The organism is Cupriavidus sp. 22TCCZM01-5, from assembly GCF_057798915.1.
Window position 1 is genome coordinate 36154 of record NZ_JBYOJR010000008.1, and the last position, 22503, is coordinate 58656.

The 22503-nt window shown below is 67.0% G+C and carries 23 protein-coding genes; 7 read left to right on the forward strand and 16 right to left on the reverse strand.

Features of this window, described 5'->3' with window-relative positions:
* Positions 1-642: 642 nt before the first annotated feature.
* Positions 643-2025 (reverse strand): NCS2 family permease, encoded by a 1383-nt coding sequence (locus AC3FNH_RS10030; protein WP_276102333.1) that lies wholly within the window; start codon positions 2023-2025, stop codon positions 643-645.
* Between the two features lie 472 nt (positions 2026-2497).
* Between AC3FNH_RS10030 and AC3FNH_RS10035 the strand changes: the two genes are divergently transcribed.
* The 4 genes from AC3FNH_RS10035 (at position 2498) to AC3FNH_RS10050 (ending at position 5531) form a co-directional block, all read left to right on the forward strand.
* Complete coding sequence (locus tag AC3FNH_RS10035; RefSeq protein ID WP_488719934.1) at positions 2498-2704, forward strand: hypothetical protein; 207 nt, start codon at positions 2498-2500, stop codon at positions 2702-2704.
* A 224-nt stretch (positions 2705-2928) separates the two neighbouring features.
* Complete coding sequence (locus AC3FNH_RS10040) at positions 2929-4113, forward strand: WD40/YVTN/BNR-like repeat-containing protein (RefSeq protein WP_488719935.1); 1185 nt, start codon at positions 2929-2931, stop codon at positions 4111-4113.
* 15 nt (positions 4114-4128) lie between these two features.
* Entirely contained in the window at positions 4129-4389 is a 261-nt protein-coding gene (locus AC3FNH_RS10045) for a MoaD/ThiS family protein (RefSeq protein WP_488719936.1), read from the forward strand.
* 185 nt (positions 4390-4574) lie between these two features.
* Complete coding sequence (locus AC3FNH_RS10050; protein WP_488719937.1) at positions 4575-5531, forward strand: chemotaxis protein; 957 nt, start codon at positions 4575-4577, stop codon at positions 5529-5531.
* A 252-nt stretch (positions 5532-5783) separates the two neighbouring features.
* Here the strand turns inward: AC3FNH_RS10050 and AC3FNH_RS10055 are convergent, their stop codons facing one another.
* The 5 genes from AC3FNH_RS10055 to AC3FNH_RS10075 form a co-directional block, all read right to left on the reverse strand.
* The gene (locus AC3FNH_RS10055; protein WP_276102328.1) at positions 5784-6437 is read right to left on the reverse strand and encodes a peroxiredoxin; all 654 of its coding nucleotides are present in this window, start codon (positions 6435-6437) and stop codon (positions 5784-5786) included.
* 71 nt (positions 6438-6508) lie between these two features.
* Entirely contained in the window at positions 6509-6946 is a 438-nt protein-coding gene (locus AC3FNH_RS10060) for a universal stress protein (protein WP_276102327.1), read from the reverse strand.
* Between the two features lie 209 nt (positions 6947-7155).
* Positions 7156-7314: a hypothetical protein gene (locus AC3FNH_RS10065; RefSeq protein WP_488719938.1), complete on the reverse strand. Its 159-nt coding sequence runs from the start codon at positions 7312-7314 to the stop codon at positions 7156-7158.
* A gap of 101 nt (positions 7315-7415) precedes the next feature.
* Positions 7416-7619 (reverse strand): CopG family transcriptional regulator, encoded by a 204-nt coding sequence (locus AC3FNH_RS10070; RefSeq protein ID WP_488719939.1) that lies wholly within the window; start codon positions 7617-7619, stop codon positions 7416-7418.
* Positions 7620-7721: 102 nt separating this feature from the next.
* Positions 7722-9332 (reverse strand): phospholipase D family protein, encoded by a 1611-nt coding sequence (locus tag AC3FNH_RS10075; protein WP_488719940.1) that lies wholly within the window; start codon positions 9330-9332, stop codon positions 7722-7724.
* Between the two features lie 129 nt (positions 9333-9461).
* Between AC3FNH_RS10075 and AC3FNH_RS10080 the strand changes: the two genes are divergently transcribed.
* Entirely contained in the window at positions 9462-9668 is a 207-nt protein-coding gene (locus AC3FNH_RS10080; protein ID WP_488719941.1) for a DUF6494 family protein, read from the forward strand.
* A gap of 26 nt (positions 9669-9694) precedes the next feature.
* On the opposite strand, the gene AC3FNH_RS10085 is transcribed toward AC3FNH_RS10080, so the two are convergent.
* The 10 genes from AC3FNH_RS10085 to AC3FNH_RS10130 all read right to left on the reverse strand — a co-directional run bounded on the left by AC3FNH_RS10085 (position 9695) and on the right by AC3FNH_RS10130 (position 20205).
* A complete protein-coding gene (locus AC3FNH_RS10085; RefSeq protein WP_276102322.1) occupies positions 9695-10804 on the reverse strand; it encodes a dihydrolipoamide acetyltransferase family protein in 1110 nt (369 codons plus the stop codon).
* An 18-nt stretch (positions 10805-10822) separates the two neighbouring features.
* Positions 10823-11800 (reverse strand): alpha-ketoacid dehydrogenase subunit beta, encoded by a 978-nt coding sequence (locus tag AC3FNH_RS10090; RefSeq protein ID WP_276102321.1) that lies wholly within the window; start codon positions 11798-11800, stop codon positions 10823-10825.
* 11 nt (positions 11801-11811) lie between these two features.
* Positions 11812-12912, reverse strand: a complete 1101-nt coding sequence (gene pdhA / locus AC3FNH_RS10095; protein ID WP_488719942.1) for a pyruvate dehydrogenase (acetyl-transferring) E1 component subunit alpha — start codon at positions 12910-12912, stop codon at positions 11812-11814.
* 236 nt (positions 12913-13148) lie between these two features.
* Complete coding sequence (locus tag AC3FNH_RS10100; protein ID WP_488719943.1) at positions 13149-13961, reverse strand: MetQ/NlpA family ABC transporter substrate-binding protein; 813 nt, start codon at positions 13959-13961, stop codon at positions 13149-13151.
* A gap of 136 nt (positions 13962-14097) precedes the next feature.
* Positions 14098-15372 (reverse strand): O-acetylhomoserine aminocarboxypropyltransferase/cysteine synthase family protein, encoded by a 1275-nt coding sequence (locus AC3FNH_RS10105; RefSeq protein ID WP_488719944.1) that lies wholly within the window; start codon positions 15370-15372, stop codon positions 14098-14100.
* A gap of 188 nt (positions 15373-15560) precedes the next feature.
* The gene (locus AC3FNH_RS10110) at positions 15561-16535 is read right to left on the reverse strand and encodes a TauD/TfdA dioxygenase family protein (RefSeq protein ID WP_488719945.1); all 975 of its coding nucleotides are present in this window, start codon (positions 16533-16535) and stop codon (positions 15561-15563) included.
* A gap of 28 nt (positions 16536-16563) precedes the next feature.
* Positions 16564-17409: an ABC transporter ATP-binding protein gene (locus tag AC3FNH_RS10115; RefSeq protein WP_276102316.1), complete on the reverse strand. Its 846-nt coding sequence runs from the start codon at positions 17407-17409 to the stop codon at positions 16564-16566.
* 22 nt (positions 17410-17431) lie between these two features.
* Positions 17432-18235: an ABC transporter permease gene (locus AC3FNH_RS10120; protein WP_488719946.1), complete on the reverse strand. Its 804-nt coding sequence runs from the start codon at positions 18233-18235 to the stop codon at positions 17432-17434.
* 10 nt (positions 18236-18245) lie between these two features.
* The gene (locus tag AC3FNH_RS10125; protein ID WP_488719947.1) at positions 18246-19067 is read right to left on the reverse strand and encodes an ABC transporter permease; all 822 of its coding nucleotides are present in this window, start codon (positions 19065-19067) and stop codon (positions 18246-18248) included.
* A gap of 4 nt (positions 19068-19071) precedes the next feature.
* Positions 19072-20205 carry an ABC transporter substrate-binding protein gene (locus AC3FNH_RS10130; protein WP_488719948.1) on the reverse strand — a complete coding sequence of 378 codons (1134 nt, stop codon included), beginning with the start codon at positions 20203-20205 and terminating at the stop codon, positions 19072-19074.
* A gap of 286 nt (positions 20206-20491) precedes the next feature.
* Here AC3FNH_RS10130 and AC3FNH_RS10135 point away from each other — a divergent pair, with 286 nt between their 5' ends.
* Both AC3FNH_RS10135 and AC3FNH_RS10140 read left to right on the forward strand, forming a co-directional pair.
* On the forward strand, positions 20492-21391 hold the full coding sequence (locus AC3FNH_RS10135) for a ketopantoate reductase family protein (RefSeq protein WP_488719949.1): 900 nt from the start codon (positions 20492-20494) through the stop codon (positions 21389-21391).
* A 191-nt stretch (positions 21392-21582) separates the two neighbouring features.
* On the forward strand, positions 21583-22503 hold the full coding sequence (locus AC3FNH_RS10140) for a TauD/TfdA dioxygenase family protein (protein ID WP_488719950.1): 921 nt from the start codon (positions 21583-21585) through the stop codon (positions 22501-22503).

The window sequence follows — 22503 nt, forward strand, 5'->3', positions numbered from 1 at the left end:
ATTGGCATGCTGCGGCGGACACAAAAATATTTTACAAAATATCCCGCAGCTTGCACGACTCTATTGTTACAGACAGGGCGGTCGCGAGAAATCGCGGGGATTGTCGGGGCAATGCCATTGCCTTGTTTCGCGGCTTTGGCTATTGCTAAAGGCAGGAAATGGATTCTCCTCCAGAGGTGTGGAACGAGTTTGCCGGTCGCGCATGCGCGATCGCATTCCGCTATCCAGTCGGCTTGCGTGGAAATCCGTTATGTCCTTGCAGCGGGCATCAGGCTTCCCCTGGCATTCCCCGGTGCGGCGGGGCTGTGCATGACCGGCAGGACGGACATTGCCGGCACATCGCACTCAATCGGGGCGAGCGCGGCGGCCTCGATAAGGCATGCGGATTCAGTGAGGTGTTGATAGCAGAACAATGGCGGGCGCATGTTGCCATGGTGATGAATGGCTGGATTGCGCGTATGGGAGCATTGCCGGCGCGAAGCACGGAGAAATTTCCGCGTGGCCAGCGTGCAATAAAAAAATGCCCCGGGAAAGCAGGAATCCCGGGGCCTAAATCCACCGTGTGGCGGTGGAGGAGACATTGTTGAATTCACTTCGGACAACCGCGCCAGGGGCAGCGGCCATCCGATTGAAGCGCCTGTTTCAGATTGCCCAGCCGCCGGCATAGAACGCGGCCAGCGCAATGGCAATGGCCACGGTACCGACATTAAGCTTGCGCCATTCGCCGGAGACGATGCGGCCGACAACCAGGGTGCAGAAGCCGAGCATGATGCCGGTGACGATATTGCATGTCAGCACGATGAACACCGCGCACACCAGGCCCGACAGCGCATCGACCAGGTCATCCATGTGCAGGCGCGAGACGCTCGACAGCATCAGCAGACCCACGTACATCAGTGCCGGCGCGGTGGCGTACGACGGCACCAGGGCCGCCAGCGGCGAGAAGAACATCACGGCCAGGAACAACAGGCCGACCACCACGGCGGTCAGGCCGGTCTTGGCGCCGGCGGCGACGCCGACGGTGGACTCGATATAGGCCGCGGCCGGGGCGCCGCCGAACATGGCGGAGAAGATCGAGCTGACCGAGTCCGCGGTCAGCGCACGACCGCCGTTGCGGATATGGCCGCTGGCATCGAGCTGGCCAGCCTGGCCCGCCACGGCGCGGATCGTGCCGGTGGCATCGAACACCGCAGTCATCACCAGTGCCAGCACGCTCGGCAGCACGGCAGCGGACAGTGCGCCACGGATATCCATGGCGCCGATCAGCGACTGGTGGCCGGGCGCGCTCAGCGAAGGCAGGGCGAACACGCCGGTGAACTTCACGGCGGGGTCGAAGATCAGGCCCAGCACCGAGATGGCGACGATCACCAGCAGGATGCCCCCCGGCACGCGGCGGCGCTCCAGGCCGAAGATGGCGGCCAGGCCCAGCACCGACATCACCACCGGAAACGCGGTGATCTTGCCCAGCGTGACAGGCAGGCCCGCGCCGCTGTTCTTGACCACCAGGCCGACCTCATTGGACGCGATCAGCAACAGGAACAGGCCAATGCCGATCCCCGCGCCATGGGCCACGCCGGCCGGCAGGTTGCGCAGGATCCAGGAGCGCACCCCGGTGACGGAAATCGCGGTGAACACCACGCCCATCAGGAATACCGCGCCAAGCGCCACGGCCGGCGACAGTCCCTGTCCCAATACCAGGCCGAAAGCCATGAAGGCTGTCAGTGAAATGGCGCAGCCAATGGCGATCGGCAGCTTGGCCCACACGCCCATCAGCAGCGAGCCGAACGCCGTGGTCAGGCACACCGCCACGAACACCGCACTCGTGTCAAAGCCAGCCTTGCCGAGCATGCCCGGCACGACAAAGACCGCGTAGACCATGGCCATGAAGGTGGTCACGCCGGCCACCAGTTCCTGGCGCTGCGTGCTGCCGCGCGCCGTGATCTGGAAATAGGCGTCGAGCTTGTTCTTGACTTCGGGGGGGGCGGAATCGACTTCCGTCACTGACGGATAGGGCTGTTCGATCATGATGATCTGTCTCCTTGCAGGGCGCTGCCGCGGCCGACGGATAGGCCGTGGACAGGCTTTGTCTCACGTGGTTCTAGGTATCGGCCGTGGCAATGCTCGTTGTCCGGCCGGTTTTATCGGTGTGCCTGCTGTCTGTTGCCTTCTATGGGCGCGATCTGGGCAAGGCTGAAGGCTAGGCGACGCGTGGAGAGTCGTCATAACCCCGACAAAATGCGCGGTATGCCTGGACGGGAATAGTGGATGTGATGAATTGCCGTCTTCGTGGCGGCGGGTGACGCCAACGGCGGGCGGAGGCAGTCTGCCATTATCACTTGGGGCAAATGCGGCCTATAGGTAATGACCCGTATGCCGTGCGAGTGGCTTCGTTATACTAGGGATAACCCTCGAATCGAGCCAGGCGCTGGCTGCTGCATAAAGTAAGTGCGGCTTGATTCCCTTTTTTGCCAACCCCTTCTCCGCCTGGAATCTTCTCATGCAAGTGCTTGCCGATACCCTTTATCGCCAATCTCCGAGCCGCCGTCCGGCTGCTGTGCCTGCTGACGCGACGCGCGATGTGGCCTTGTACGCCCGCATAGGCAGCGGCCGCTCGCTGGCCGCACGCGTGAGTGATTACTTTGCGCGCGGCTGGATGCTGCATGTCGAGAATGCCCGCCTTGCGGCGCCCATTACCTGGCTCTGAACGGTTCCGAGCGCCGAAGAGCATCAGCGGATCGTGAGGACCGACCAGTTCCGGCCGCGAAAAAGCGAGGATCCGCCCTCAACAGCGTCTAACCGCAAGGATCTTCCACGGGCTGCGCGGTGCTGGGCGGTCGATTCCGCTAGCGGATAGCTATTTGTGAACACTGTCTACATGCACTAGACTCGGAAGCACGCGCCCCGCATCGGGGCAGTTCCGCAGGAGCCATGATGACTGCCAGCACGGCGCCGCAAACCGACCCTCACCCGATTCCGACGCCCGACTCCGGCCCGGCGATGCTGCTGGTCGCCACGATCAAGGGCGCCTGGTTCCTGACCAGCGACGCGGCCCGGCGCAGCTGGGCGCTGCGCGGGCCGGTATTCCTGGGACACACCATCCACCATATCGTGCAGGACCCGCGCGAGCCCCGGCGCATGTTGATGGCTGCACGCACCGGCCATCTGGGCCCGACCGTATTCCGTTCCGACGACGGCGGCCAGAACTGGACCGAAGCCACCCGCCCGCCGGCCTTTGCCAAGGCGCCCGAAGGCGAGGCCGGACGCGTGGTCGACCATGTCTTCTGGCTGACGCCCGGACACGCGAGCGAGACCGGCACGTGGTACGCCGGCACATCGCCGCAGGGCCTGTTCCGCAGTACTGACCATGGTGCAAGCTGGGACTCCGTGACCGGCTTCAACGACCACCCGATGCGGCGCACCTGGACCGGCGGCGAGCAGGATGGCACGCCCGACGGCCCCAAGCTGCATTCCATCCTGGTGGATCCGCGCGACCCGAAGCACCTTTACATCGGCATGTCGAGCGGCGGCGTATTCGAAAGCACCGATGCCGGCGCCGACTGGAAGCCGCTGAACCGCGGCTGTGCCGCCGATTTCCTGCCGGACCCCAATGTTGAATACGGGCACGATCCGCACTGCGTGCTGCAGCATCCGGCCGCGCCCGACATCCTGTACCAGCAGAACCACTGCGGCATCTACCGCATGGACCGGCGCGAAGGAACCTGGAAGCGCATCGGCGACGCCATGCCGCGCGAGGTCAGGGACATCGGTTTCCCGATCGTTGCGCACCGGCGCGATCCCCGCACGGTGTGGGTATTCCCGATGGATGGCAGCGACGTCTGGCCACGCGTGAGCCCCGGCGGCAAGCCCGCGGTCTATGTCACGCGCGATGCCGGCGAATCCTGGCAACGGCAGGACCGCGGCTTGCCGGCCGGGCAGGCCTGGCTCACGGTCAAGCGCCAGGCCATGGCGGCCGACGCGCAGTCGCCCGTGGGCCTGTATTTCGGCACCACCGGCGGCGAGGTCTGGGCCAGTGCCGACGAGGGAGAACACTGGCAGTGCATCGCCAGCCATTTGCCGCATATCTACGCGGTGCAGTCCGCGCGGCCAGCCTGAGCCGGGGTCCGGGCCATGCGCGTGCATATTGCCTCGCCACTGCTTTCCTACACCGGCCAGCAATCGGTGGTGCAAGCGCGCGGCGGCACCATCGGCCAGATGCTCGAGGACCTTGACCGGCAATTCCCCGGCATGCGCTTTCGCATCGTCGACGAGCAGGACAAGCTGCGGCCGTATATCCGCGTCTTCGTCAATCGCGTGCAGTGGATGAGGCTCGACGCGCCGCTGCGCGACGATGACGAAATCCACATCCTCCAGGCGCTCGCCGGCGGCTGAACCGCCGTCGCGTTGCCTGCACCGCGCCCCGCACCTTGATCTGGCGCAGGGGCGTGCCTTAAATCCCCGATCCTGCTTGCCGTTATCCAGGCATCGTGCGTCTGCTGTCCGCCTGCCGCCAGGCCGCAGACCGCCTGTACCGCAGCGGCAACCAAAGGCCAATCGGCATGCAAGGGGAGCATCACATGAGCAGTTCGATGAGGGACATCGACGAGCGCACCAACCTGACCAACAACAACCAGTTCGAGCTGCTGTTGTTCCGGCTGGGCGACGCCGAGCATTCAGGCCAGTCCGAACTGTTCGGCATCAACGTCTTCAAGGTTCGCGAAATCCTGGTGATGCCGCCGGTCACCACGGTGGTCGGCGCCGATCCGTCGATCCTGGGCATGGCCGATATCCGTGGCCAGGTGATCCCGGTCATCGACCTGCCGCGCCTGGTGGGCTGCAAGCCCGCCAACGGCCTCGGCATCCTGCTGGTGACCGAATATGCGCGTTCGACGCAAGGGTTTGCGGTGGAGGCGGTCGAGGAAATCGTGCGGCTGGAGTGGAACCAGGTGCATTCGGCCGAGGCCACCGTGCGCACGGGCCACGTCACCAGTATCGCCAAGCTGGATGCCGGCACGGACCAGGCACGCCTGGTGCAGGTGCTGGACGTCGAGCAGATCCTGCGCGACGTATTGCCGTCGCGCCAGCCCGATGTCGTCCCGGATGCCGTCGGCCCGCAGCTCACCCTGCCTCCCGGCACCAAGGTCATTGCCGCCGATGATTCGGCACTGGCACGCGGGCTGATCGAACAGAGCCTGAAGGCGCTCGGCGCGCCGGTGGTCATGACCAAGTCGGGCAAGGAAGCCTGGGATCTGCTCGACAGCATGGCCGCGGAGGCGGCCAGCAACGGCCGCTCCATCCATGACGAGGTGGCGCTCGTGCTGACCGATCTGGAAATGCCGGAGATGGATGGCTTCACGCTGACCCGCAAGATCAAGGCGGACGGCCGCCTGAAAACGCTCCCCGTGGTGATTCATTCATCTCTTTCCGGGGAGGCCAGCGAGGAACACGTACGCAAGGTCGGCGCCAACGCTTACGTCGCCAAGTTTGTTGCCAAGGAATTGGCCGATACTATTCGCACCGTGCTGGTGCACTAAGCGCGCACGCTGTATCGCATCAGGCACAGAATGGCCGGCGGCGCAACCATTTCCCCACGCCGGCCGGTTGCCTAGAATTTAGGCAATCCAGTGTTTCCCAGTCCCGGCGCGCCTTTTGCGGTTGTCAATAGGCCGGATATCCACCGTTCCTGTGGATAGATTTCCGGTGATTCGGCCGCCTCGTACCAAAGGATGAGGCGGCGCCCGAAACTTCCGGGGGTCGGACGGCCCCGCCGCCCGGCCCTCACCCTGCTACTTTGGCTGGGCCACCACCCGGAGATAGGGCTTCAGCGTCTTGAAGCCGTTCGGATACTTTTTCCGGGCGTCTTCGTCCGAGACCGAAGTCGGGATGATCACGTCGTCGCCCGGTTTCCAGTTGACCGGCGTCGCCACGGTATGCTTCGCATTGAGCTGCAGCGAGTCCAGCAGCCGCAGGACTTCGTCGAAATTGCGGCCGGCGCTCATCGGGTACGCCAGCATGGCCTTGATCTTCTTGTCCGGCCCGATCCAGAACACCGAGCGGATGGTCGCGTTATCCACAGCCGTGCGCGGGCCGCCGCTGGCTTCCGGATGGATCATGTCGTAGAGCTTGGCCACCTTCAGGTCGGGGTCGCCAATCATCGGATAGTTCACCGCATGGCCCTGCGTCTCTTCGATATCCTTGGCCCAGCGAGCGTGGTCCCCGACCGGGTCGATGCTCAGGCCGATGATCTTCGTATTGCGCTTGTCGAACTCGGGCTTGAGGCCGGCCATGTAGCCGAGTTCGGTGGTGCACACGGGCGTGAAGTCCTTCGGGTGCGAGAACAGGATGGCCCAGCTGTCGCCGATCCATTCATGGAAGCGGATCGGGCCCTGCGTGGTCTCGGCGGTGAAGTCAGGGGCTTCTTCGCCTATTCGAATCGCCATGATCGAACTCCTTGGTCTTGTGGTGAAGGTGGGGTGGGCTCGTTGCCCGCTTGCCAGGCCCTTGCGGGCGGCTAGTGGAACACCAGCACGGGAATCGCGCTGTGTGTGAGGACCCGGTGTGTCTCGCTGCCGATCAGCATGGCCTGCAGGCCGCGCCGCCCGTGCGATGACATCACGATCAGGTCGCAATCTCTTTGCTGCGCCGTCTGCACGATGGCCTGCCACGGGTGGTCGTCCGTGGCGGTGACCGTTTCGCACGGCACGCCTGCCTGCGTGGCTGCCCGGCTCAGTGCGGCCAGGAATTCGTCAGCATGGCGCGCCGCTTCCGCGGCGAATGTCTCCCGCGTGTCCTGCAGGCTGGTCAGCCGGTAGGTCATCAGGTGGTACTGGGGAATCACATGCAAGCCGGTGACGCGGGCGCCGACGCGTCCGGCGAAGGTCATGGCGCGCGCAATCATTGCATCGGCACGGGGCGAGCCGTCCGTGGGAACCAGGAAGTGCTTGAACATCGTGTCCTCCGCTTGCCAGTCCACTGAAAGCCGGCGCGTTGCCGGCTGGTGCACGCCCCGGTCCGCGCGGGCCACTCAAGTATAGGAATTGACTGCCTGTCGCGACAGCCCGTCAGTGTACTTTCCGGCATCACCGCGCAACCCCCGGGCGGGGGTCGCCGGTGATTGTCGAGGATTAACACATCGTTATCATCCGATGTGCTTGCCGATCATCCGACGACAAAGGTGCCCCAATGATGATTGCGCTGCGTGCCGTTCAGGGACATGACCGGCCTGCAGAAGCTGGAGAAGGTGATCGGCAAGCTCTGGCGGCGCAGCGGGGTGGTGGTGCTGTGCAAAGCCAATGCGCGCGTGCGCCAGACGCTCATGCGTGCCGGCGTGCTGGCGGCACTGGGGAAGGAACTACCAGGAAACGCTGGCCGATGCGACCGGGCAATGCGCGCGGATCGCGCCGCAGGTACGACGGTTCTCAGGCCTTGTCGGCCGGGCCCTTCTTCCGGCCGGCGGGCTTTGCCTTGGTAGCGTAGTCCATGCCGTGCTGCGCGAGATATTCGCGAATGAGTTGCCGCACCACTTGCGATGGCGTCAGGTCCTGCGATGCGCACAGGGTCTCGAAAGCCTTTTTCTTGACCGGGTCGATCAGGATGGTGAGGCGGGCGGTCTTGGATTCCATGGAAGTCGGTCGCGATGCGCGGCGGCGATCGGAACCGCATTATATACAGGACCCAAGTAGCGCCAATGCCGCGCCAATGCAGCGCCAATGCGCCCGGCCTGCCTACAGTTCCTCCTCGATCGGCAGCATTCGCAGCAGTCCCTGCCCGAGATGCTGCCACGCGCCCATGCCGGGTTCGCTGTCATAGGTGCGTAGCAGGCCGTTCTCGCGCGTCACCCATTCCAGGTGCGCGGCGTTGCCGTCGGTGCCGGGGGCCAGCATGACCTTGTAGGCGATGTCGAGCATGGCCTGGTCCAGGTCCTTGCCGAGCGCCGCGCACAGCGGCGCGCTGTCGACCACCACGCCCATCTCGGTATTGAGCCGGGCCGAGCGTGGGTCCAGGTTGAGCGAACCGACGAACAGCAGGTGCCGGTCGACCATATAGCTCTTGGCATGCAGGCTCGCGCGGCTCTTGCTGATCATGCTGCGGTGCGCGTGCTTGCCTTCGCGCGCCATCTCAGCATAGGCCGAAGGCTTGAGCTCGTACAGTTCCACGCCGGCTTCGAGCAGGTCCTTGCGCCACGGCGAGTACCCCGCATGCACGGCGCTGACATCCGTGGCGGAGAAGGAGTTGGTCAGGATGCGCACCGTCACGCCGCGCTTCGTCATCTGCGCAAGCCAGTCGACCGACTTGCGGTCGGGCACGAAATAAGGCGAGACCAGCGCCAGTTCCTGCTGCGCGCTGCCAAGCAGCTTCGCCAGCTTCGGAATGGCATGGCTGGAATCATCCTCTGGCGGCAGCGTGACCTTCGCCGCCTTGTCGGCGATGACGGTAGCGTGGCCCCAGTACGCAGGGAGCTTGCCGCTTTCCAGGGCCTGTGCCAGTCCAGATGCCTGCAAGGCCTGCGAATACTCGCCGCCGCGGGCTTCGGCCACGTGCTGGTCGAGGTATTCGCGCACCGCCTGCAGCTGCGCGGCCGCGTCCGCGGGCGGCTTGGCCAGCGCGCCGACCGGGTACGCGGCGGCGCCGTTCCAGTAGTCGTCGAAGACCGCCGAGACCTCCGGCACCACCGGGCCTGCCAGCAGCAGGTCCAGGTCGGTGAAGTCAGAGCCCTTGTCGGCGGAGAAATACGCGTCGCCGATATTGCGCCCGCCGACGATGGTGAGCTGGTTGTCGGCCGTCATCGACTTGTTGTGCATGCGGCGGTTCAGCCGGCTGTAGTCGAGGGCCATCTCGGCCATGCGCAGGCTGCGCGCCGTGAACGGGTTGAACAGGCGCACTTCGATATTCGGGTGATCGTCGAACGCGGAGAGGGTGCGGTCCTGGCCGGACATGTGCAGGTCATCTAGCAGCAACCGCACGCGCACACCGCGGTCGGCCGCGGCGATGATGTCGGCCAGCAGCGTCTTGCCGGTCAGGTCGCCGTCGTAGATGTAGTACTGCACGTCCAGCGTGCGCTGCGCGGCCCTGGCCAGCGCCAGCCGTGCGACCAGCGCGTCGGGACCGCTGGCGAGCGGATAGAAGGCCGACTGGCCCGGGTGCGCGGACAGCTTCGGCGCCATGGTGCGGCCCAGCAGCGTGCCGGACGTATCGGTGACCGCGTAGGAGGCAACGCGCCCATTCTGCGGCGGCAGGCTGGCGCAGCCGGCCATCAATAGTCCTGCAGCCAGCAGGGACGCGAGGCGGCAGAGCCAGCGGGACGTCGGACCGCGGTGGTCATGGATCGCGGGCATCGCTTCTCCTGGGCAGGGGCCAGCCTCCTGTGTAGCGCGTTTTGCACCCATGCGCCAGTCCTTCGCCGGCCTGCACTACTATCAAGACGTACCATCAAGACGAAGCGAACCGCCAGTCAGGAGACCGCCATGGACCAGGAAACCTTCAACATGAGCATCCGCAAGTTCCTCAAGACCGTCGGGGTCAGTTCGCAGCGCGAGATCGAGCAGGCCGTGGCGGCCGCGCTGGCCAGTGGCGAGCTGGCCGGGAACGAGATCCTGCCGGTCAAGATGACGCTGGAGCTCGGCAAGCTGAAGCTGAGCGCGACGTTCGACGGCGACATCCGCCTGGCCTGACGGGGCGGACCGGACGGACGAGGCGCCTATTCGGGCAGCGCCAGGTCGGCGATCACCGCCGCGAGGAAGCGCGCCGCCTCGCCGCCGGTGACCACGCGGTGGTCGAAGGTCAGGCTCAGCGGTATCACGCGATGCACCGCCGGCACGCCGCCGGCGGCCACCACCTCGTCGCGGATGTGGCCGGCGCCGAGGATCGCCACGGTCGGCGGCACCACGATCGGCGCGGCATAGCGGCCCGCGATCATGCCGAAGTTGGACAGCGTGATGGTGCTGCCCCGCATTTCTTCAGGCGCGATGGTGCGCGCGCGGATATCGGCGCGCATGCGGTCCAGGCCGTGGCGCAGGTCGGCGGCGTCGCGGTTGCCCACATTGCGCAGGACCGGCACGAACAGGCCTTCGGGCAGGTCGGCGGCAATGCCCACGTCGATCTTCTGCATCACGTGGCGCTTGCCGGTCTGGCCTTCGTACCAGGCATTGAGGCCCGGCTCCGCGCGGCACCCGGCGACCAGCGCCCGCACCAGGCGGATGGTGACGTCGTGCGTGCCCTGCCAGGCATGGATATCCGCGTCGTCCATCACGGTCGCGGCGGCGACCTCGCTCTGCGCGCGCGCCATGTTCTGCGCCATCGCGCGGCGCACGCCGCGCAGCACTTCGCCCGGGCCGGTTTCGGCCAGCGTCGAGGCGACGCGCTCCACGTCCGCGGCCGTGACCACGCCATCTGCGCCGGACGGGTTTGCCATCGCCAGGTCCACGCCCAGGCGACGCGCGAGCGCGCGCACCGCCGGCGTGGCCTTGATGCCGGCGCCACCCGCGCCGGGTGCGAGCGGCGTGGCCGACTCGGCCACCACGTGCGAGCCAACCTTGACCGCGCCGACCACGGTGCCCGCATCGGCATCATCGCCGGCGCCCTCGAAGCCGGCGAGCGGCGCGCCCAGGTGCACGATGTCGCCGGCCTGCGCGAACAGCTTGCCGACCGTGCCGGCGTACGGCGACGGAATCTCGACGATCGCCTTGGCCGTTTCCACCGACAGCAGCGGCTGGTCGGCGGCCACGGTGTCGCCGACCTTGACGTGCCAGGTCACGATCTCGGCCTCCTGCAGGCCTTCGCCCAGATCGGGCAGCTTGAACACTCTCATGGTTGCGTCCCCGGATCGTCAGCCGGCCAGCGCCTTGCGCACGGCATCGACAATGCGCGCCACGCTGGGCAGGTAGGTATGCTCGAGCCGCGCCAGCGGCACCACGGTGTCGAATCCCGTCACGCGCTGCACTGGCGCCGCCAGCGAGTACAGGCCGGCATCGGCCAGCCCCGCCGCGATCTCCGCGCCGAAGCCGGCGGTGCGCGGCGCCTCGTGCACGATCACGCAGCGGCTCGTGCGCGCCACCGATTCGAGGATGGTCTGCATGTCGAGCGGCTTGAGCGTGGCCACGTCGATCACGGCGGCGGACACGCCCTCTTCGGCAAGCTGGTCCGCGGCGGCCAGCGTTTCCTGCACCATCGCGCCCCAGCTCACCAGCGTGACATCGCTGCCTTCGCGCAGCGTGAAGCAGGCGTCGAGCGGCAACGCCGCGCCGTCATTGGCGACTTCCTGGCGGAACAGCCGGTACAGGCGCGTCGGTTCCAGGAAGATCACCGGATCGGGGTCGTTGATCGCGGCCAGCAGCAGGCCATAGGCGCGCGCTGGCGACGACGGGATGACGACGCGAATGCCGGGGATGTGGGCGAACATGGCCTCGGGGCTTTCCGAATGATGCTCGGGCGCGTGGATGCCCGCGCCGAACGGCGAGCGCACCACCAGCGGGCAGCCCAGCCGGTTGCGCGTGCGGTGCCGCATGCGCCCGGCGTGGTTGATGATGTTGTCGATGGCCGGATAGATGAAGCCCGTGAACTGGATCTCGGCCACCGGCTTGAGCCCCATTGCCGCCATGCCGATCGCGGCGCCGACAATGCCGGCCTCGGCCAGCGGGGTGTCCAGCACGCGCAGCGGACCGAAGCGGGCCTGCAGGCCGACCGTGGCGCGGAACACGCCGCCATTGACGCCGATGTCCTCGCCCAGCAGCAGTACGTCGGGGTCGTGTTCCAGCGCGTAGCCCAGCGCCTGGTTGACGGCCTCGACCAGCGTGATTTCAGCCATGGTGCGCTCGCTCAGTTCGGGTTGGGCTGGCCATGCGGCGCGGCGTAGCGCCGCGCTGTCGCCAGCTGTTCCTGCAGCGCCGCCGGCATGGTGGCGAACAGGCAGTCGAACATCGCCTCCGGTTCCGGCGGCGGCAGCGCCAGGTAGGCTTCGACGGCTTTTGCCACTTGCTGCGAGCACTCGCGCACCAGCGCCTCTTCGCGGCCCGCGTCCCATGCGCCGAGCTTCAGCAGGTGCTCGCGCAGCCGGAGCAGCGGCTCGGCCTGCCAGTGCGCCTTGACGGTCGACTCGTCGCGGTAGCGCGACGCATCGTCGGCCGTGGTGTGGTCGCCAAGCCGGTAGGTGACGGCCTCGATCAGCGCCGGCCCCTCGCCGGCGCGGGCACGCTCGATGGCCTCGCCCACGCGGTGCCGCACGGCGACCACGTCGTTGCCGTCGATCTGTTCGCCCGGAATGCCCGCCGCGATCGCTTTCTGCGCGAGCGTGTGCGCGGCCGTCTGGCGGCTGCGCGGCATGGAGATGGCCCACTGGTTGTTGCTCACGACGATGACCAGCGGCGCATGCCAGGCACCGGCCATGTTCATGCCCTCGTAGAAGTCGCCCTTCGAGGTGCCGCCATCGCCGAGCATGCAGACCGCGACGCGTGGCTCCTTGCGCAGCAGGAACGCATAGGCCACGCCTGCGGCATGGGATACCTGCGTGCCGATCGGCACGTTGTTGCCGAAGTCATGCGGCGCTGCCGCAAATCCGCTGCCGCGTTCGTCGCCACCCCAGTACAGCAGGCTCTCGGTCATGGTGACGCCGCGCACAAACTGCGCGGCATGTTCGCGGTACGAGGGCACCAGGACGTCCTCGGGCCGCATCGCGCTGGCCACCCCTACGCCGACCGCTTCCTGCCCGAGCGCCGAGGCGAACGTGCCGATCTTGCCGGTGCGCTGCAGCGCAATGGCCTTGAGGTCGAACTGGCGGGTCAGCACCATCGCGCGGTACAGCGGCAGCAGCGCGTCCGGATCGGTGGCGAATGGCGGGAGAGGGGAAGAAGAAACCGGGGATGCGCCCGGCAGGTCCAGGTACCGTGTGTAGCCGATGTCAAAGCTCGCAACCGTGCCCATGTGGGAGGCCTCCGATGTGCGTGTCAGGGATCCCGCGCATCCTTGTGGAACGGCAGGACCGGGTCGGGTTGCTTTGAGTTTAGGGCATGGGCGCGCGTACGGGGAACGGAAAGCGGCGTTTGTGTTACTCGGGGCGCAGAAGCGTGGCCGCCTCGCAACCCTGGCATCGAAAGCAAGAAAGGCTCCCGGTGGGAGCCTTTCAGTGCTGGCTGCGATCAGCGGATCAGCGCGGCCGCCTACTTCTGGTAAGCCGGCGGCACGAAGCCCGCGAAGCGCTGCTGTGCCACGGCCTTGAACTCGGCCGACTGGTAGGCCTCGCGAATGTCCTTCACGAACGGCTTGTTGAGATCGGCCGTCTTCACCGCCACCAGGTTCATGTAGTAGTCGGGAATCTTCTCGAGCGCCAGCGCCGAGGTCAGCTTCAGCCCCGCGGCCAGCGCGAAGTTGCCGTTGACGAAGGCATAGTCCACGTCATCGAGCGAGCGCGGCAGCTGCGCCGCTTCGAGCTGGATCAGCTTGAGCTTGTGCGGGTTGCTGTCGATGTCGCGCTCCGACGCGCGGATGCTGTCGGTGCCCGGCTTGAGCGTGACCCAGCCGATCTGCTGCAGGATGGTGATGGCGCGCGCGAGGTTGGTCGGGTCGTTGGGCAGCGACACCGTGGCGCCGGCCTTCACTTCCGTCAGGGCCTTGTGCTTGTTGCTGTAGATGCCGATCGGCGCGGTCGGCACCTGGACGACTTCGGACAGCTGCAGCTTGCGGTCGGCCGAGAACTTCTTCAGGTAGGCCACGTGCTGGAACGCGTTGGCATCGATCGCGCCATCGGCCAGGGCCAGGTTCGGCTGCACGTAGTCGCTGAACTCGACGATGGTGACCTTGTAGCCGCGCTTTTCCAGCACCGGCTTCACGCCGTAGCGGATCTGGTCGGCGTACGGGCCGGCCGTCGCGCCAAAGCGGATTTCCTTCTTGTCCGGATCGGCAGCGCCCGCCGCCTGCATCACGCCAACTGCCAGCACGGCTGCGAACAGCCGGATCCCCTTGCCGATCTTCATCAAAGCTCCCCTGTGGTTTTCGGAATGGCGCAGCGTTCAGCTGCATGGTCGGGCCATTGTAGGGAGGGGCAGACAATGAGGGAACGAGTAATTCGTCATGCCCATATGCTGGAAGCACATATGGGCACGGCGGCGCTCAGGCGGAAGCCAGCGCGCGGTCGAGGTCCTCGATCAGGTCATCGATGTGCTCGATGCCGATGGACAGGCGCACCATGTCCTCGCTCACGCCCGCGGCCTTGAGCTCGTCGGCGTTGAGCTGGCGGTGCGTGGTGGAAGCCGGATGCGTGGCCAGCGACTTGGCGTCGCCGATGTTGACCAGGCGCGTGAACAGCTGCAGTGCGTCGAGGAAACGTGCGCCGCCTTCACGCCCGCCGGCCTTCAGGCCGAACGACAGGATGCCGGGGCCGCGGCCGCCCAGGTACTTCTGCACGAGCGCGTGGTCAGTGTGTTCGGGCAGGCCGGCGAAGTTGACCCAATCGACCTTGGGATGCTTCTGCAAGTGCCTGGCGATGGCCAGCGCGTTTTCGGTAATGCGGTCCAGGCGCAGCGCAAGGGTTTCAATGCCCTGCAGGATCAGGAACGCGTTGAAGGGCGACAGCGCCGCGCCGGTATTGCGCAGCGGCACCACGCGTGCGCGGCCGATGTAGGCAGCCGGGCCCAGCGCTTCAGTGTAGACCACGCCGTGGTAGGACACGTCGGGTTCGTTCAGGCGCCTGAAGCGTTCCTTGTGCCTGGCCCACGGGAACTTGCCGCTGTCGACGATGGCGCCGCCCACGCTGTTGCCGTGGCCGCCCAGGTACTTGGTCAGCGAATGCACCACGATGTCCGCGCCGTGCTCGAACGGCCGGCACAGGTACGGCGACGGCACGGTGTTGTCGACGATCAGCGGCACGCCGTGGTTGTGCGCCACGCGCGCAATGGCTTCGATGTCGACCACATTGCCAAGCGGATTGCCCACTGATTCCACGAACACGGCCTTGGTGCGCTCGTCGATCAGGTCGCCGAAGCTCGCCGGGTTGCGGCCGTCGGCAAAGCGCGTCTCGATGCCCGACTGCGGCAGCGTGTGCGCGAGCAGGTTGTAGGTGCCGCCGTAGAGCTGGCTGGACGAGACGATGTTGTCGCCGGCCTCCGCGATGGTCTGGATGGCGTAGGTGATGGCCGCCATGCCCGAGGCCAGCGCCAGCGCGCCGACGCCGCCCTCCAGCGCGGCCAGGCGCTGCTCCAGCACGTCGTTGGTCGGGTTCATGATGCGGCTGTAGATGTTGCCGGGCACCTTCAGGTCGAACAGGTCCGCACCATGTTGTGCGCTGTCGAACGAGTAGGCGACGGTCTGGTAGATCGGGACCGCAACAGCGCGCGTGGTCGGGTCGGGCGAATAGCCGCCGTGGACGGCAATGGTTTCAAGTCTCATGATCGGGTTGTTATGGGTCGGGTGCTGGACCGGCATGCGTGAGGTAGATGCCGGGTGAAGCCGCAACGTACGGTGCGCCGGGCCTGGGCATGGTAGCCGCGCATGGTGCCCGGGGCCATGCGCGGCTACGAACCATATTGCATTTGCTTATGCGCGGCCAGCGCCGCCGGGAACGGTTCCGGCTCCGCTCAGGCCGCCCGGGTTGCCGCTTCCGCTGCAGCCTGGTTGGCCGGCTCCGCGGCGTCGCGCCGCACGCCGGACTTGACCGCCACGCTGGGGCGGCCGTCCACGCCGACCGGCACGTCGCCGGCGATGGTCACGCGCCGTACCACGCGCCGCGCCTCGCCGTAGTCGTTGATCGCATAGTGCTGCGTGGCGCGGTTGTCCCAGATGGCCACGTCGCCGGTGCGCCAGCGCCAGCGCACCGTGTTCTCGAGGCGGTGCACGTGCCCCTGCAGTACCGCAACGAGGTGCGCGGAGTCCACGGAAGAGTAGCCGAGCAGCTTCTTGACGAAATGACCGAGCACCAGCGTGCGCTCGCCGGTTTCCGGGTGTACGCGGACCACCGGGTGCTCGGTCTCGTAGATGGCCGACGTGAACACTTCGCGGTAGCGCCTGACGCCGCCGGCATCGGGGTTGGCGCGCGTCGCCGCGTAGTCGTAGTCGTTGGTATGCAGTGCCCGCAGCTTGTCGGCCAGCTCGCGCAGCGCGTCGGGCAGGTCCTGGTAGGCGGCCGCGGTGTTTGCCCAGACCGTGTCGCCGCCCGCCTCGGGAATCGTCACCCCGCGCAGCACCGAGACCTGCGGGTAGGCCAGGTCGAAAGTCACGTCGGTGTGCCAGGAATTGGCGCGTCCGCCATGCTCCGAATCGAGCTCGAGCACATTGCGCGTGCCCTCGCGCGAGGGCACCGTCGGATGCGGCACGAGGTCGCCGAACAGCCGGGCGAAGGCTTCCTGCGACGCGTCGTCGAGATGGCCCTGGTCGCGGAAGAACAGCACCTTGTAGCGCAGCAGTGCGGCGCGGATGGCGGCAAAGGTGGCCGCGGGCAGGTCGCCCCGCAGCGCCACGCCGCGTATTTCGGCGCCAAGGCGCCCGGCCACGGGATGGATGTCGAGTTGTGCCGGTTCGGTCTGCGGGTCCTGCTTGGCTTGCGTTTGGGTCATGGTCGGTCTCCGGGTGGCGACGGTTGGGTCAGACAGCAAACTGGAAAGTTGGGGGCAGGCGGTCGATGGCATCGGCCGCGCGTGCCGGGGCGTGCAGCGGCGGCTCGGCCAGCTCGGCCAGGCGCCCGGTGAACTCGCGCAGTACGCCGTCGCGCACGCGCGCAAAGGGCAGGGACGCGCGTTCGCGCGGATGCGGCAGGTCCACCGGCACGATGCGGCGGATGCGGCCGGGGCGCGGTTCCATCACCACCACGCGGTCGCCGAGGTAGACGGCTTCCTCGACGTCATGGGTCACCAGGATCATGGTGATGCCCTCGGCCTGCCAGATGCGGTGCAGTTCCTGCTGCAGGTAGGCGCGCGTGAGCGCGTCGAGCGCGCCGAACGGCTCGTCCAGCAGCAGGATGTCGGGGCGCGTCACCAGTGCGCGGGCAATCGCCACGCGCTGCGACATGCCGCCGGAAAGCTGGTGCGGATATGCCTGCTCGAAGCCCGCCAGCCCGACCAGCGCGATATGCTCGCGCACGTTGCGGCTCTTCTCGGCTTCGGTTCCGGGCGTATTCAGCAAGGACAGCCGGATGTTCTGTTCGACCGTCAGCCACGGGAACAACCGGTGTTCCTGGAACACGATGCCGCGCTGCAGGCTGGTGCCCGCCACGCGCCGGCCGTCGAGCAGGATCTCGCCGCGGTAGTCTTCTTCGAGCCCTACCACCAGCCGAAGCAGGGTGGACTTGCCGCAGCCGCTGGCGCCGACGATGCTGACGAACTCGCCCGGGGCGATGGTCAGCGTGACATCTTCGAGCACAGGCAGCGCCTGGCCTTTCACATCGTATTGCTTGTGCAGGTGCGCGATCTCGAGCGTGCCAGCATGTGCCATAAGGTTCTCCGTGTCAGGGTGTTCAAGCTGCGGCGACCGAGCGGCCGCGCCAGGCGAGCAGGCGTTGTTCGATGCGGCTGGCGATCCAGTTCAGCGTGAAGCCCACGAGGCCCACCACGATCACGCCGAAGATCACCAGGTCCATCCAGAAGTTCTCGCGGCCGTCGATCATGGTGTTGCCGATGCCCTTGCCTGACACCAGCAGGTACTCCGCGCCGAGCGTGGCGAGCCACGCGTAGATCAGCCCCAGGTGGATGCCGGCGAAGATCGACGGCGACGCCGACGGCAGCACCACGCGCCATAGCACCTGCGTGCGCGAGAACTTCAGCACGCGCGCCACCTCCAGCAGGTCGGCCGGCACGGCCCGGATGCCTTCGAAGGTATTGAGCACCACGGGGAAGAATGCCGCGAGCGACAGGAACACCACCTTGGCGGCATCGCCGAGCCCGAACCAGACCGAGATCAGCGGAATCCACGCGAACAGCGAGATCTGCTTGACGGTGTGGAAGGTGGGACCGACCAGCCGCTCGAACAGGCGGGACAGGCCGAGTGCCGCGCCGAACGCCAGCCCGGCGCTGGCGCCGAGCGCAAAGCCGGCAAGGTCGCGCCACAGGCTGGCGGAAAGAGAGACCGCCAGTTCGCCGCTGCTCGCCTGCCGCACCGCCGTCTCCCAGACCCTGGACACCGGCACCAGCAATGGCGATTTCGACCAGCCGAAGCGCACCGCTGCCCACCATAGCGCGAGCAACGCCAGCGGCAATACCCAGCCGCGCACGGCGCGCGGAATGCGCGCGCGCCGCGGGAAAATCGTGGCTTGTGTCGTCATGCCCTGCTCCTCAGAAGCCCGGCTTGCGCCAGCGCAGCACCGCGCGCTCGGCGAGCGCCAGTGCCTTGTCCAGCGCAAGGCCCACCACACCGACCACCACCACGGCCGCGATCACCATGTCGAGCTGGAACAGCTGGCGCCCGTACACGATCATGTAGCCGAGCCCTTCGGACGAAGCCAGCAGCTCCACCACCACAAGCGCCAGCCACGCATGCGTCAGGCCGTAGCGGATGCCGTTCCAGACCGGCGCGGCGGCCGCGGGCAGCACCACGCGCGCGAGCGTCTGCCAGCGCGTCAGGCGCAGCACGCGCGCGACCTCGAGATAGCGCACCGGCACATTGCCGATGCCTTTGTATGTGTTGAGTGCAATCGGTACCAGCGCGGCCTTGGCGATCAGGATGACCTTGAGCGCTTCGTCGATGCCGACCAGCAGCATCAGCAGCGGCAGCCAGCCGAGCACGGGTACCTGGCTGAAGGCCTTGAAGGTGGGATAGACATAGTCGCGGAACGTTGGGAAGAGCCCCATCGCCGCGCCCAGCGCCAGTCCGCCGACAAGGCCGGCCGCGAAGCCGCTCGCCACGCGCAGCGCGCTGACGGCCAGGTTCGACTGCAGCTCGCCGCTTTGCCAGAGATCGGCCAGCGTCAGCGCCACCGACTCGGGCGTGGGCAGCACCTGCGGCGGAATCCACTCGTAGCGCGCCGCCACGTACCAGAGCAGCAGCAGTGCAAGCGGCACGGGCCATGCCAGCAGCCACAGCGTGGCCTCGCGCCAGTGCCAGCCGGCGGCGCTGACGGCCGCGCGTGCGGGAAGCGCGATCGATTCGGCGGCCATGGCATCAGGCTCCCAGGATCTTGCCGTTGGGCTGGTAGATGGGCCAGTAACTCTGCAGGCTCAGCTCGTTCAGCGCGTTCTTCAGGAAGCGCTGGTCGATCCACTGGTCCACGTCAAAGCGCGCGCGGCTCAGGCGGAAGCGGTAGGCCTGCTCGGCGGCGTCCTTGTAGCGGCTGACCAGGAACGGGTCGAAATTGGGGTTGAGCCGCACGCGCAGCGGTTCGCCGTCGAAGTCTTCCTTCCAGTGGTCGTAGGGCGTGCCGGCGCGCGCCCAGGTGCGCAGCACCTCTTCGCGATGGCTCTCGTCGGAGGCCCAGCGCGCCGCTTCCACCGCGCTTTTGACGAAATGCTGCGTGGCTTCCGGGTAGCGGCTGGCGAAGTCGTCCGTCACCAGGACGTGGCTTTGCCGCGTGTAGATCGGCGACTGGTTCTTGCTCGAATACAGGATGCGCACAGCGCCCTTGTCGCGCAGGCGCAGGATGTCCATGGCGCCGATGGCCGCGTCGATGTCGCGCGTGCTCAGCGCGGCCAGGTAGCCCGCGGTGTCGAGATTGAGCAGGCGCAGGTCCTTCTCGGTGAGTCCGTTGGCTTCCAGCAGCCGCAGCGCCGGCAGATGCATATTGGTGCCCTTGAACAGCGACACGCGCTTGCCGCGCAGGTCGGCAACCGTTTTCAGCGGCGAGTCGGGCGGCACGCCGATATAGATGTTCGAACGCACGCCGACCGCCAGCACGAGCCGCGTCTTCAGCCCCGCGGCGCGTGCCACGATGGCTGGCAGGTCGCCCTGCAGCGCGAAGTCCAGTTGCCGGTTGGTGAGCGCTTCATTGACGGCCGGGCCCGCTCCCTTGAAGAAGTACCACTCCACGCGCGTGCCGGCGGGCTTGAACGATTCCTCGAGCCAGCCGCGCGCATGCGCGATCGACAGCGAACTGCCCGCGAAGGTTGGCGGCGTGCCGGTGGCCGGCTGTGCCACGCCGATGCGGATGACCTCGGGGCGCGCGGACGCGCTGGCACTGAACGCGCTCAGCGGCGAGAGCGCCGCCGCCGCCCCGGCGCACGCCAGCTGCCTGAGCATGTCCCGGCGCGAGAGGCGGGGTGCCGTGTACGGGTGGCTGGCAGTGGGGCGCTGCGTGGTCATGGTCGTTGCCTGACGGTAGTGGAGGAGAGCTCCACGATAAGCGTGCGGTGCGCGGCAACTGAACGAATGATTCCGGCATTGGTTATGGGATGACCGCATATGCACCCGTTGCGTGCTTGCGCTTGTGCTCGTACACGGCGTGCCTATTGGTATGCGTATCGCTTCGCCCCGGTACGCCGCGCCAGGGGCGTCCTGTCATAATCGCATTCAGGCAAGGGGTAGGGCGGCACGACGCGTCGCTTACATCGAGGATCAAGAAAGGATTTACAGCAGGAGCGTGGCAACAATGAAAATCGCAGTCATGGGTGCCGGAGCCGTCGGTTGCTACTACGGCGGAATGCTGGCGCGGGCCGGTCACGAGGTGGTGCTGATCGCGCGTCCGCAACACGTGCAGGCCATCGCGGCGCGCGGCCTGCGGCTCGAGACGCAATCGTTCGACGAGCAGGTAGGAGTAGCCGCCAGCACCGACGCCAGCGCGGTGCAGGGTGCGGACCTGGTGCTGTTCTGCGTGAAGTCCACCGACACGCAGAGCGCGGCGCTGGCCATGAAGCCGTCGCTGGCGCCGGGCGCGCTGGTGCTGTCGCTGCAGAACGGCGTCGAGAATGCCGAGACGCTGCGCAGCCTGCTGGACCAGGAAGTGGCCGCCGCGGTGGTCTATGTAGCCACGGCAATGGCGGGCCCGGGACACGTCAGGCACCACGGGCGCGGCGAGCTGGTGATCGAGCCGACCAGCCGGGGCGCGGGCCTCGTCAGTACGCTGGCCGCGGCCGGCGTGCCGGTCGAGAGCTCCGACAACGTGCGCGGCGCGCTGTGGGCCAAGCTGATCCTGAACTGCGTCTACAACGCGCTCTCGGCGATCACGCAGCTGCCCTATGGCCGGCTGGTGCGCGGTGAAGGCGTCGAGGCCGTGATGCGCGATATCGTGGCGGAATGCCTCGCGGTCGCGCACGCGGACGGCGTGGTCCTGCCCGGCGATATCGATCTGGCGGTGCGCCGCATTGCCGAGACCATGCCCGAGCAGACTTCGTCGACGGCGCAGGACCTGGCGCGCGGCAAGCGCAGCGAGATCGATCATCTCAACGGCCTGATCGTGCGCCGCGGCGAGGCGCTCGGCGTCGCGGTGCCGGCCAACCGCCTGCTGCACGCACTGGTACGCCTGATCGAGGACCGGCCGAGCGCTGGCTGATCGCCACGCCCGCAGCGACGGCGGCCAATGTCCAGGCATGGATATGCGCTGTCCGCATATGACCCAGCGATATGGTTCGTTGACCGCGTCAGGCGGCGGTCCCTACAGTGGACGGCTCGTACCCGCCGCGCGCAGTGCCCGTTGGCACGCGTAGCGGTGCTGGCTTCCCCCAGCGCATCACCGAACCTGCCATGACTGCCAACCTCCATAGCGGCCAGCCGAGCCGACCGCATTTCATACTGCATCCGCCTGCGGGCACGGATCATTTCGAGATCCGTCCGTTCGACGCACCGCTAGGTGCGGAAGTGATCGGCCTGGACCTGTCGCAGCCGATGTCCGCCGAAGACTTCGCGCGCCTCCATCGCGCGCACCTTGACTACCACGTGCTGGTGTTCCGCGACCAGCGCATCACGCCGGAGCAGCAGGTCGCGTTCAGCCGCCGCTTTGGTCCGCTGCAGATCCACGTGCTGCACCAGTTCCAGCTCCCGGGCCACCCGGAGATCCTGGTGGTGTCGAACGTGGTGGAGAACGGCAAACCGATCGGCCTTGGCGATGCCGGCCACTTCTGGCATTCCGATCTCTCCTACAAGGAGAAGCCGAGCCTCGGTTCGCTGCTGCATGCGCGCGAGCTGCCCGCCGAAGGCGGCGACACGCTGTTCGCCAATATGCACCTGGCCCGGGATACGTTGCCGGCCGCGTTGCAGCGCGCCGTCGACGGCCTGCAGGCGGAACACACCTACCTGGCGCGCTATGCCGAACTGCAGGCGCGCAGCCCATGGCGGCCCGACCTCACGCCCGAGCAGATCGCGCAAGTGAAGCCGGTGTTGCAGCCTGTGGTGCGCACGCACCCGGAAACGGGCCGCAAGGCGATCTTCGTCAGCGAGCACTTCACCACGCGCATTGCCGACGTGCCTGAAGACGAGAGCCGTGAGTTGCTCGACCAGCTCTTCGCGCATAGCACGCGTCCCGAGCACGTGTACCGGCATCGTTGGCAGGAGCACGACCTGGTGTTCTGGGACAACCGCTCGCTGCTGCACCTGGCCGCCGGTTGTCCACCCGAACTGCGCCGCGTGATGTATCGCACCACCATTGAAGGCGACGTGCCGCGCTGA

Coding starts and splice junctions, on each gene's coding strand:
- AC3FNH_RS10100 (WP_488719943.1), bottom strand. CDS start 13,961: ATGAAGATCGGCAAGGGGATCCGGCTGTTCGCAGCCGTGCTGGCAGTT.
- AC3FNH_RS10105 (WP_488719944.1), bottom strand. CDS start 15,372: ATGAGACTTGAAACCATTGCCGTCCACGGCGGCTATTCGCCCGACCCG.
- AC3FNH_RS10115 (WP_276102316.1), bottom strand. CDS start 17,409: ATGGCACATGCTGGCACGCTCGAGATCGCGCACCTGCACAAGCAATAC.
- AC3FNH_RS10050 (WP_488719937.1), top strand. CDS start 4,575: ATGAGCAGTTCGATGAGGGACATCGACGAGCGCACCAACCTGACCAAC.
- AC3FNH_RS10140 (WP_488719950.1), top strand. CDS start 21,583: ATGACTGCCAACCTCCATAGCGGCCAGCCGAGCCGACCGCATTTCATA.
- AC3FNH_RS10135 (WP_488719949.1), top strand. CDS start 20,492: ATGAAAATCGCAGTCATGGGTGCCGGAGCCGTCGGTTGCTACTACGGC.
- AC3FNH_RS10075 (WP_488719940.1), bottom strand. CDS start 9,332: ATGCCCGCGATCCATGACCACCGCGGTCCGACGTCCCGCTGGCTCTGC.
- AC3FNH_RS10125 (WP_488719947.1), bottom strand. CDS start 19,067: ATGGCCGCCGAATCGATCGCGCTTCCCGCACGCGCGGCCGTCAGCGCC.
- AC3FNH_RS10065 (WP_488719938.1), bottom strand. CDS start 7,314: ATGAGCGTCTGGCGCACGCGCGCATTGGCTTTGCACAGCACCACCACC.
- AC3FNH_RS10030 (WP_276102333.1), bottom strand. CDS start 2,025: ATGATCGAACAGCCCTATCCGTCAGTGACGGAAGTCGATTCCGCCCCC.
- pdhA (WP_488719942.1), bottom strand. CDS start 12,912: ATGGGCACGGTTGCGAGCTTTGACATCGGCTACACACGGTACCTGGAC.
- AC3FNH_RS10120 (WP_488719946.1), bottom strand. CDS start 18,235: ATGACGACACAAGCCACGATTTTCCCGCGGCGCGCGCGCATTCCGCGC.
- AC3FNH_RS10040 (WP_488719935.1), top strand. CDS start 2,929: ATGATGACTGCCAGCACGGCGCCGCAAACCGACCCTCACCCGATTCCG.
- AC3FNH_RS10060 (WP_276102327.1), bottom strand. CDS start 6,946: ATGTTCAAGCACTTCCTGGTTCCCACGGACGGCTCGCCCCGTGCCGAT.
- AC3FNH_RS10090 (WP_276102321.1), bottom strand. CDS start 11,800: ATGGCTGAAATCACGCTGGTCGAGGCCGTCAACCAGGCGCTGGGCTAC.
- AC3FNH_RS10110 (WP_488719945.1), bottom strand. CDS start 16,535: ATGACCCAAACGCAAGCCAAGCAGGACCCGCAGACCGAACCGGCACAA.
- AC3FNH_RS10045 (WP_488719936.1), top strand. CDS start 4,129: ATGCGCGTGCATATTGCCTCGCCACTGCTTTCCTACACCGGCCAGCAA.
- AC3FNH_RS10055 (WP_276102328.1), bottom strand. CDS start 6,437: ATGGCGATTCGAATAGGCGAAGAAGCCCCTGACTTCACCGCCGAGACC.
- AC3FNH_RS10130 (WP_488719948.1), bottom strand. CDS start 20,205: ATGACCACGCAGCGCCCCACTGCCAGCCACCCGTACACGGCACCCCGC.
- AC3FNH_RS10080 (WP_488719941.1), top strand. CDS start 9,462: ATGGACCAGGAAACCTTCAACATGAGCATCCGCAAGTTCCTCAAGACC.
- AC3FNH_RS10070 (WP_488719939.1), bottom strand. CDS start 7,619: ATGGAATCCAAGACCGCCCGCCTCACCATCCTGATCGACCCGGTCAAG.
- AC3FNH_RS10035 (WP_488719934.1), top strand. CDS start 2,498: ATGCAAGTGCTTGCCGATACCCTTTATCGCCAATCTCCGAGCCGCCGT.
- AC3FNH_RS10085 (WP_276102322.1), bottom strand. CDS start 10,804: ATGAGAGTGTTCAAGCTGCCCGATCTGGGCGAAGGCCTGCAGGAGGCC.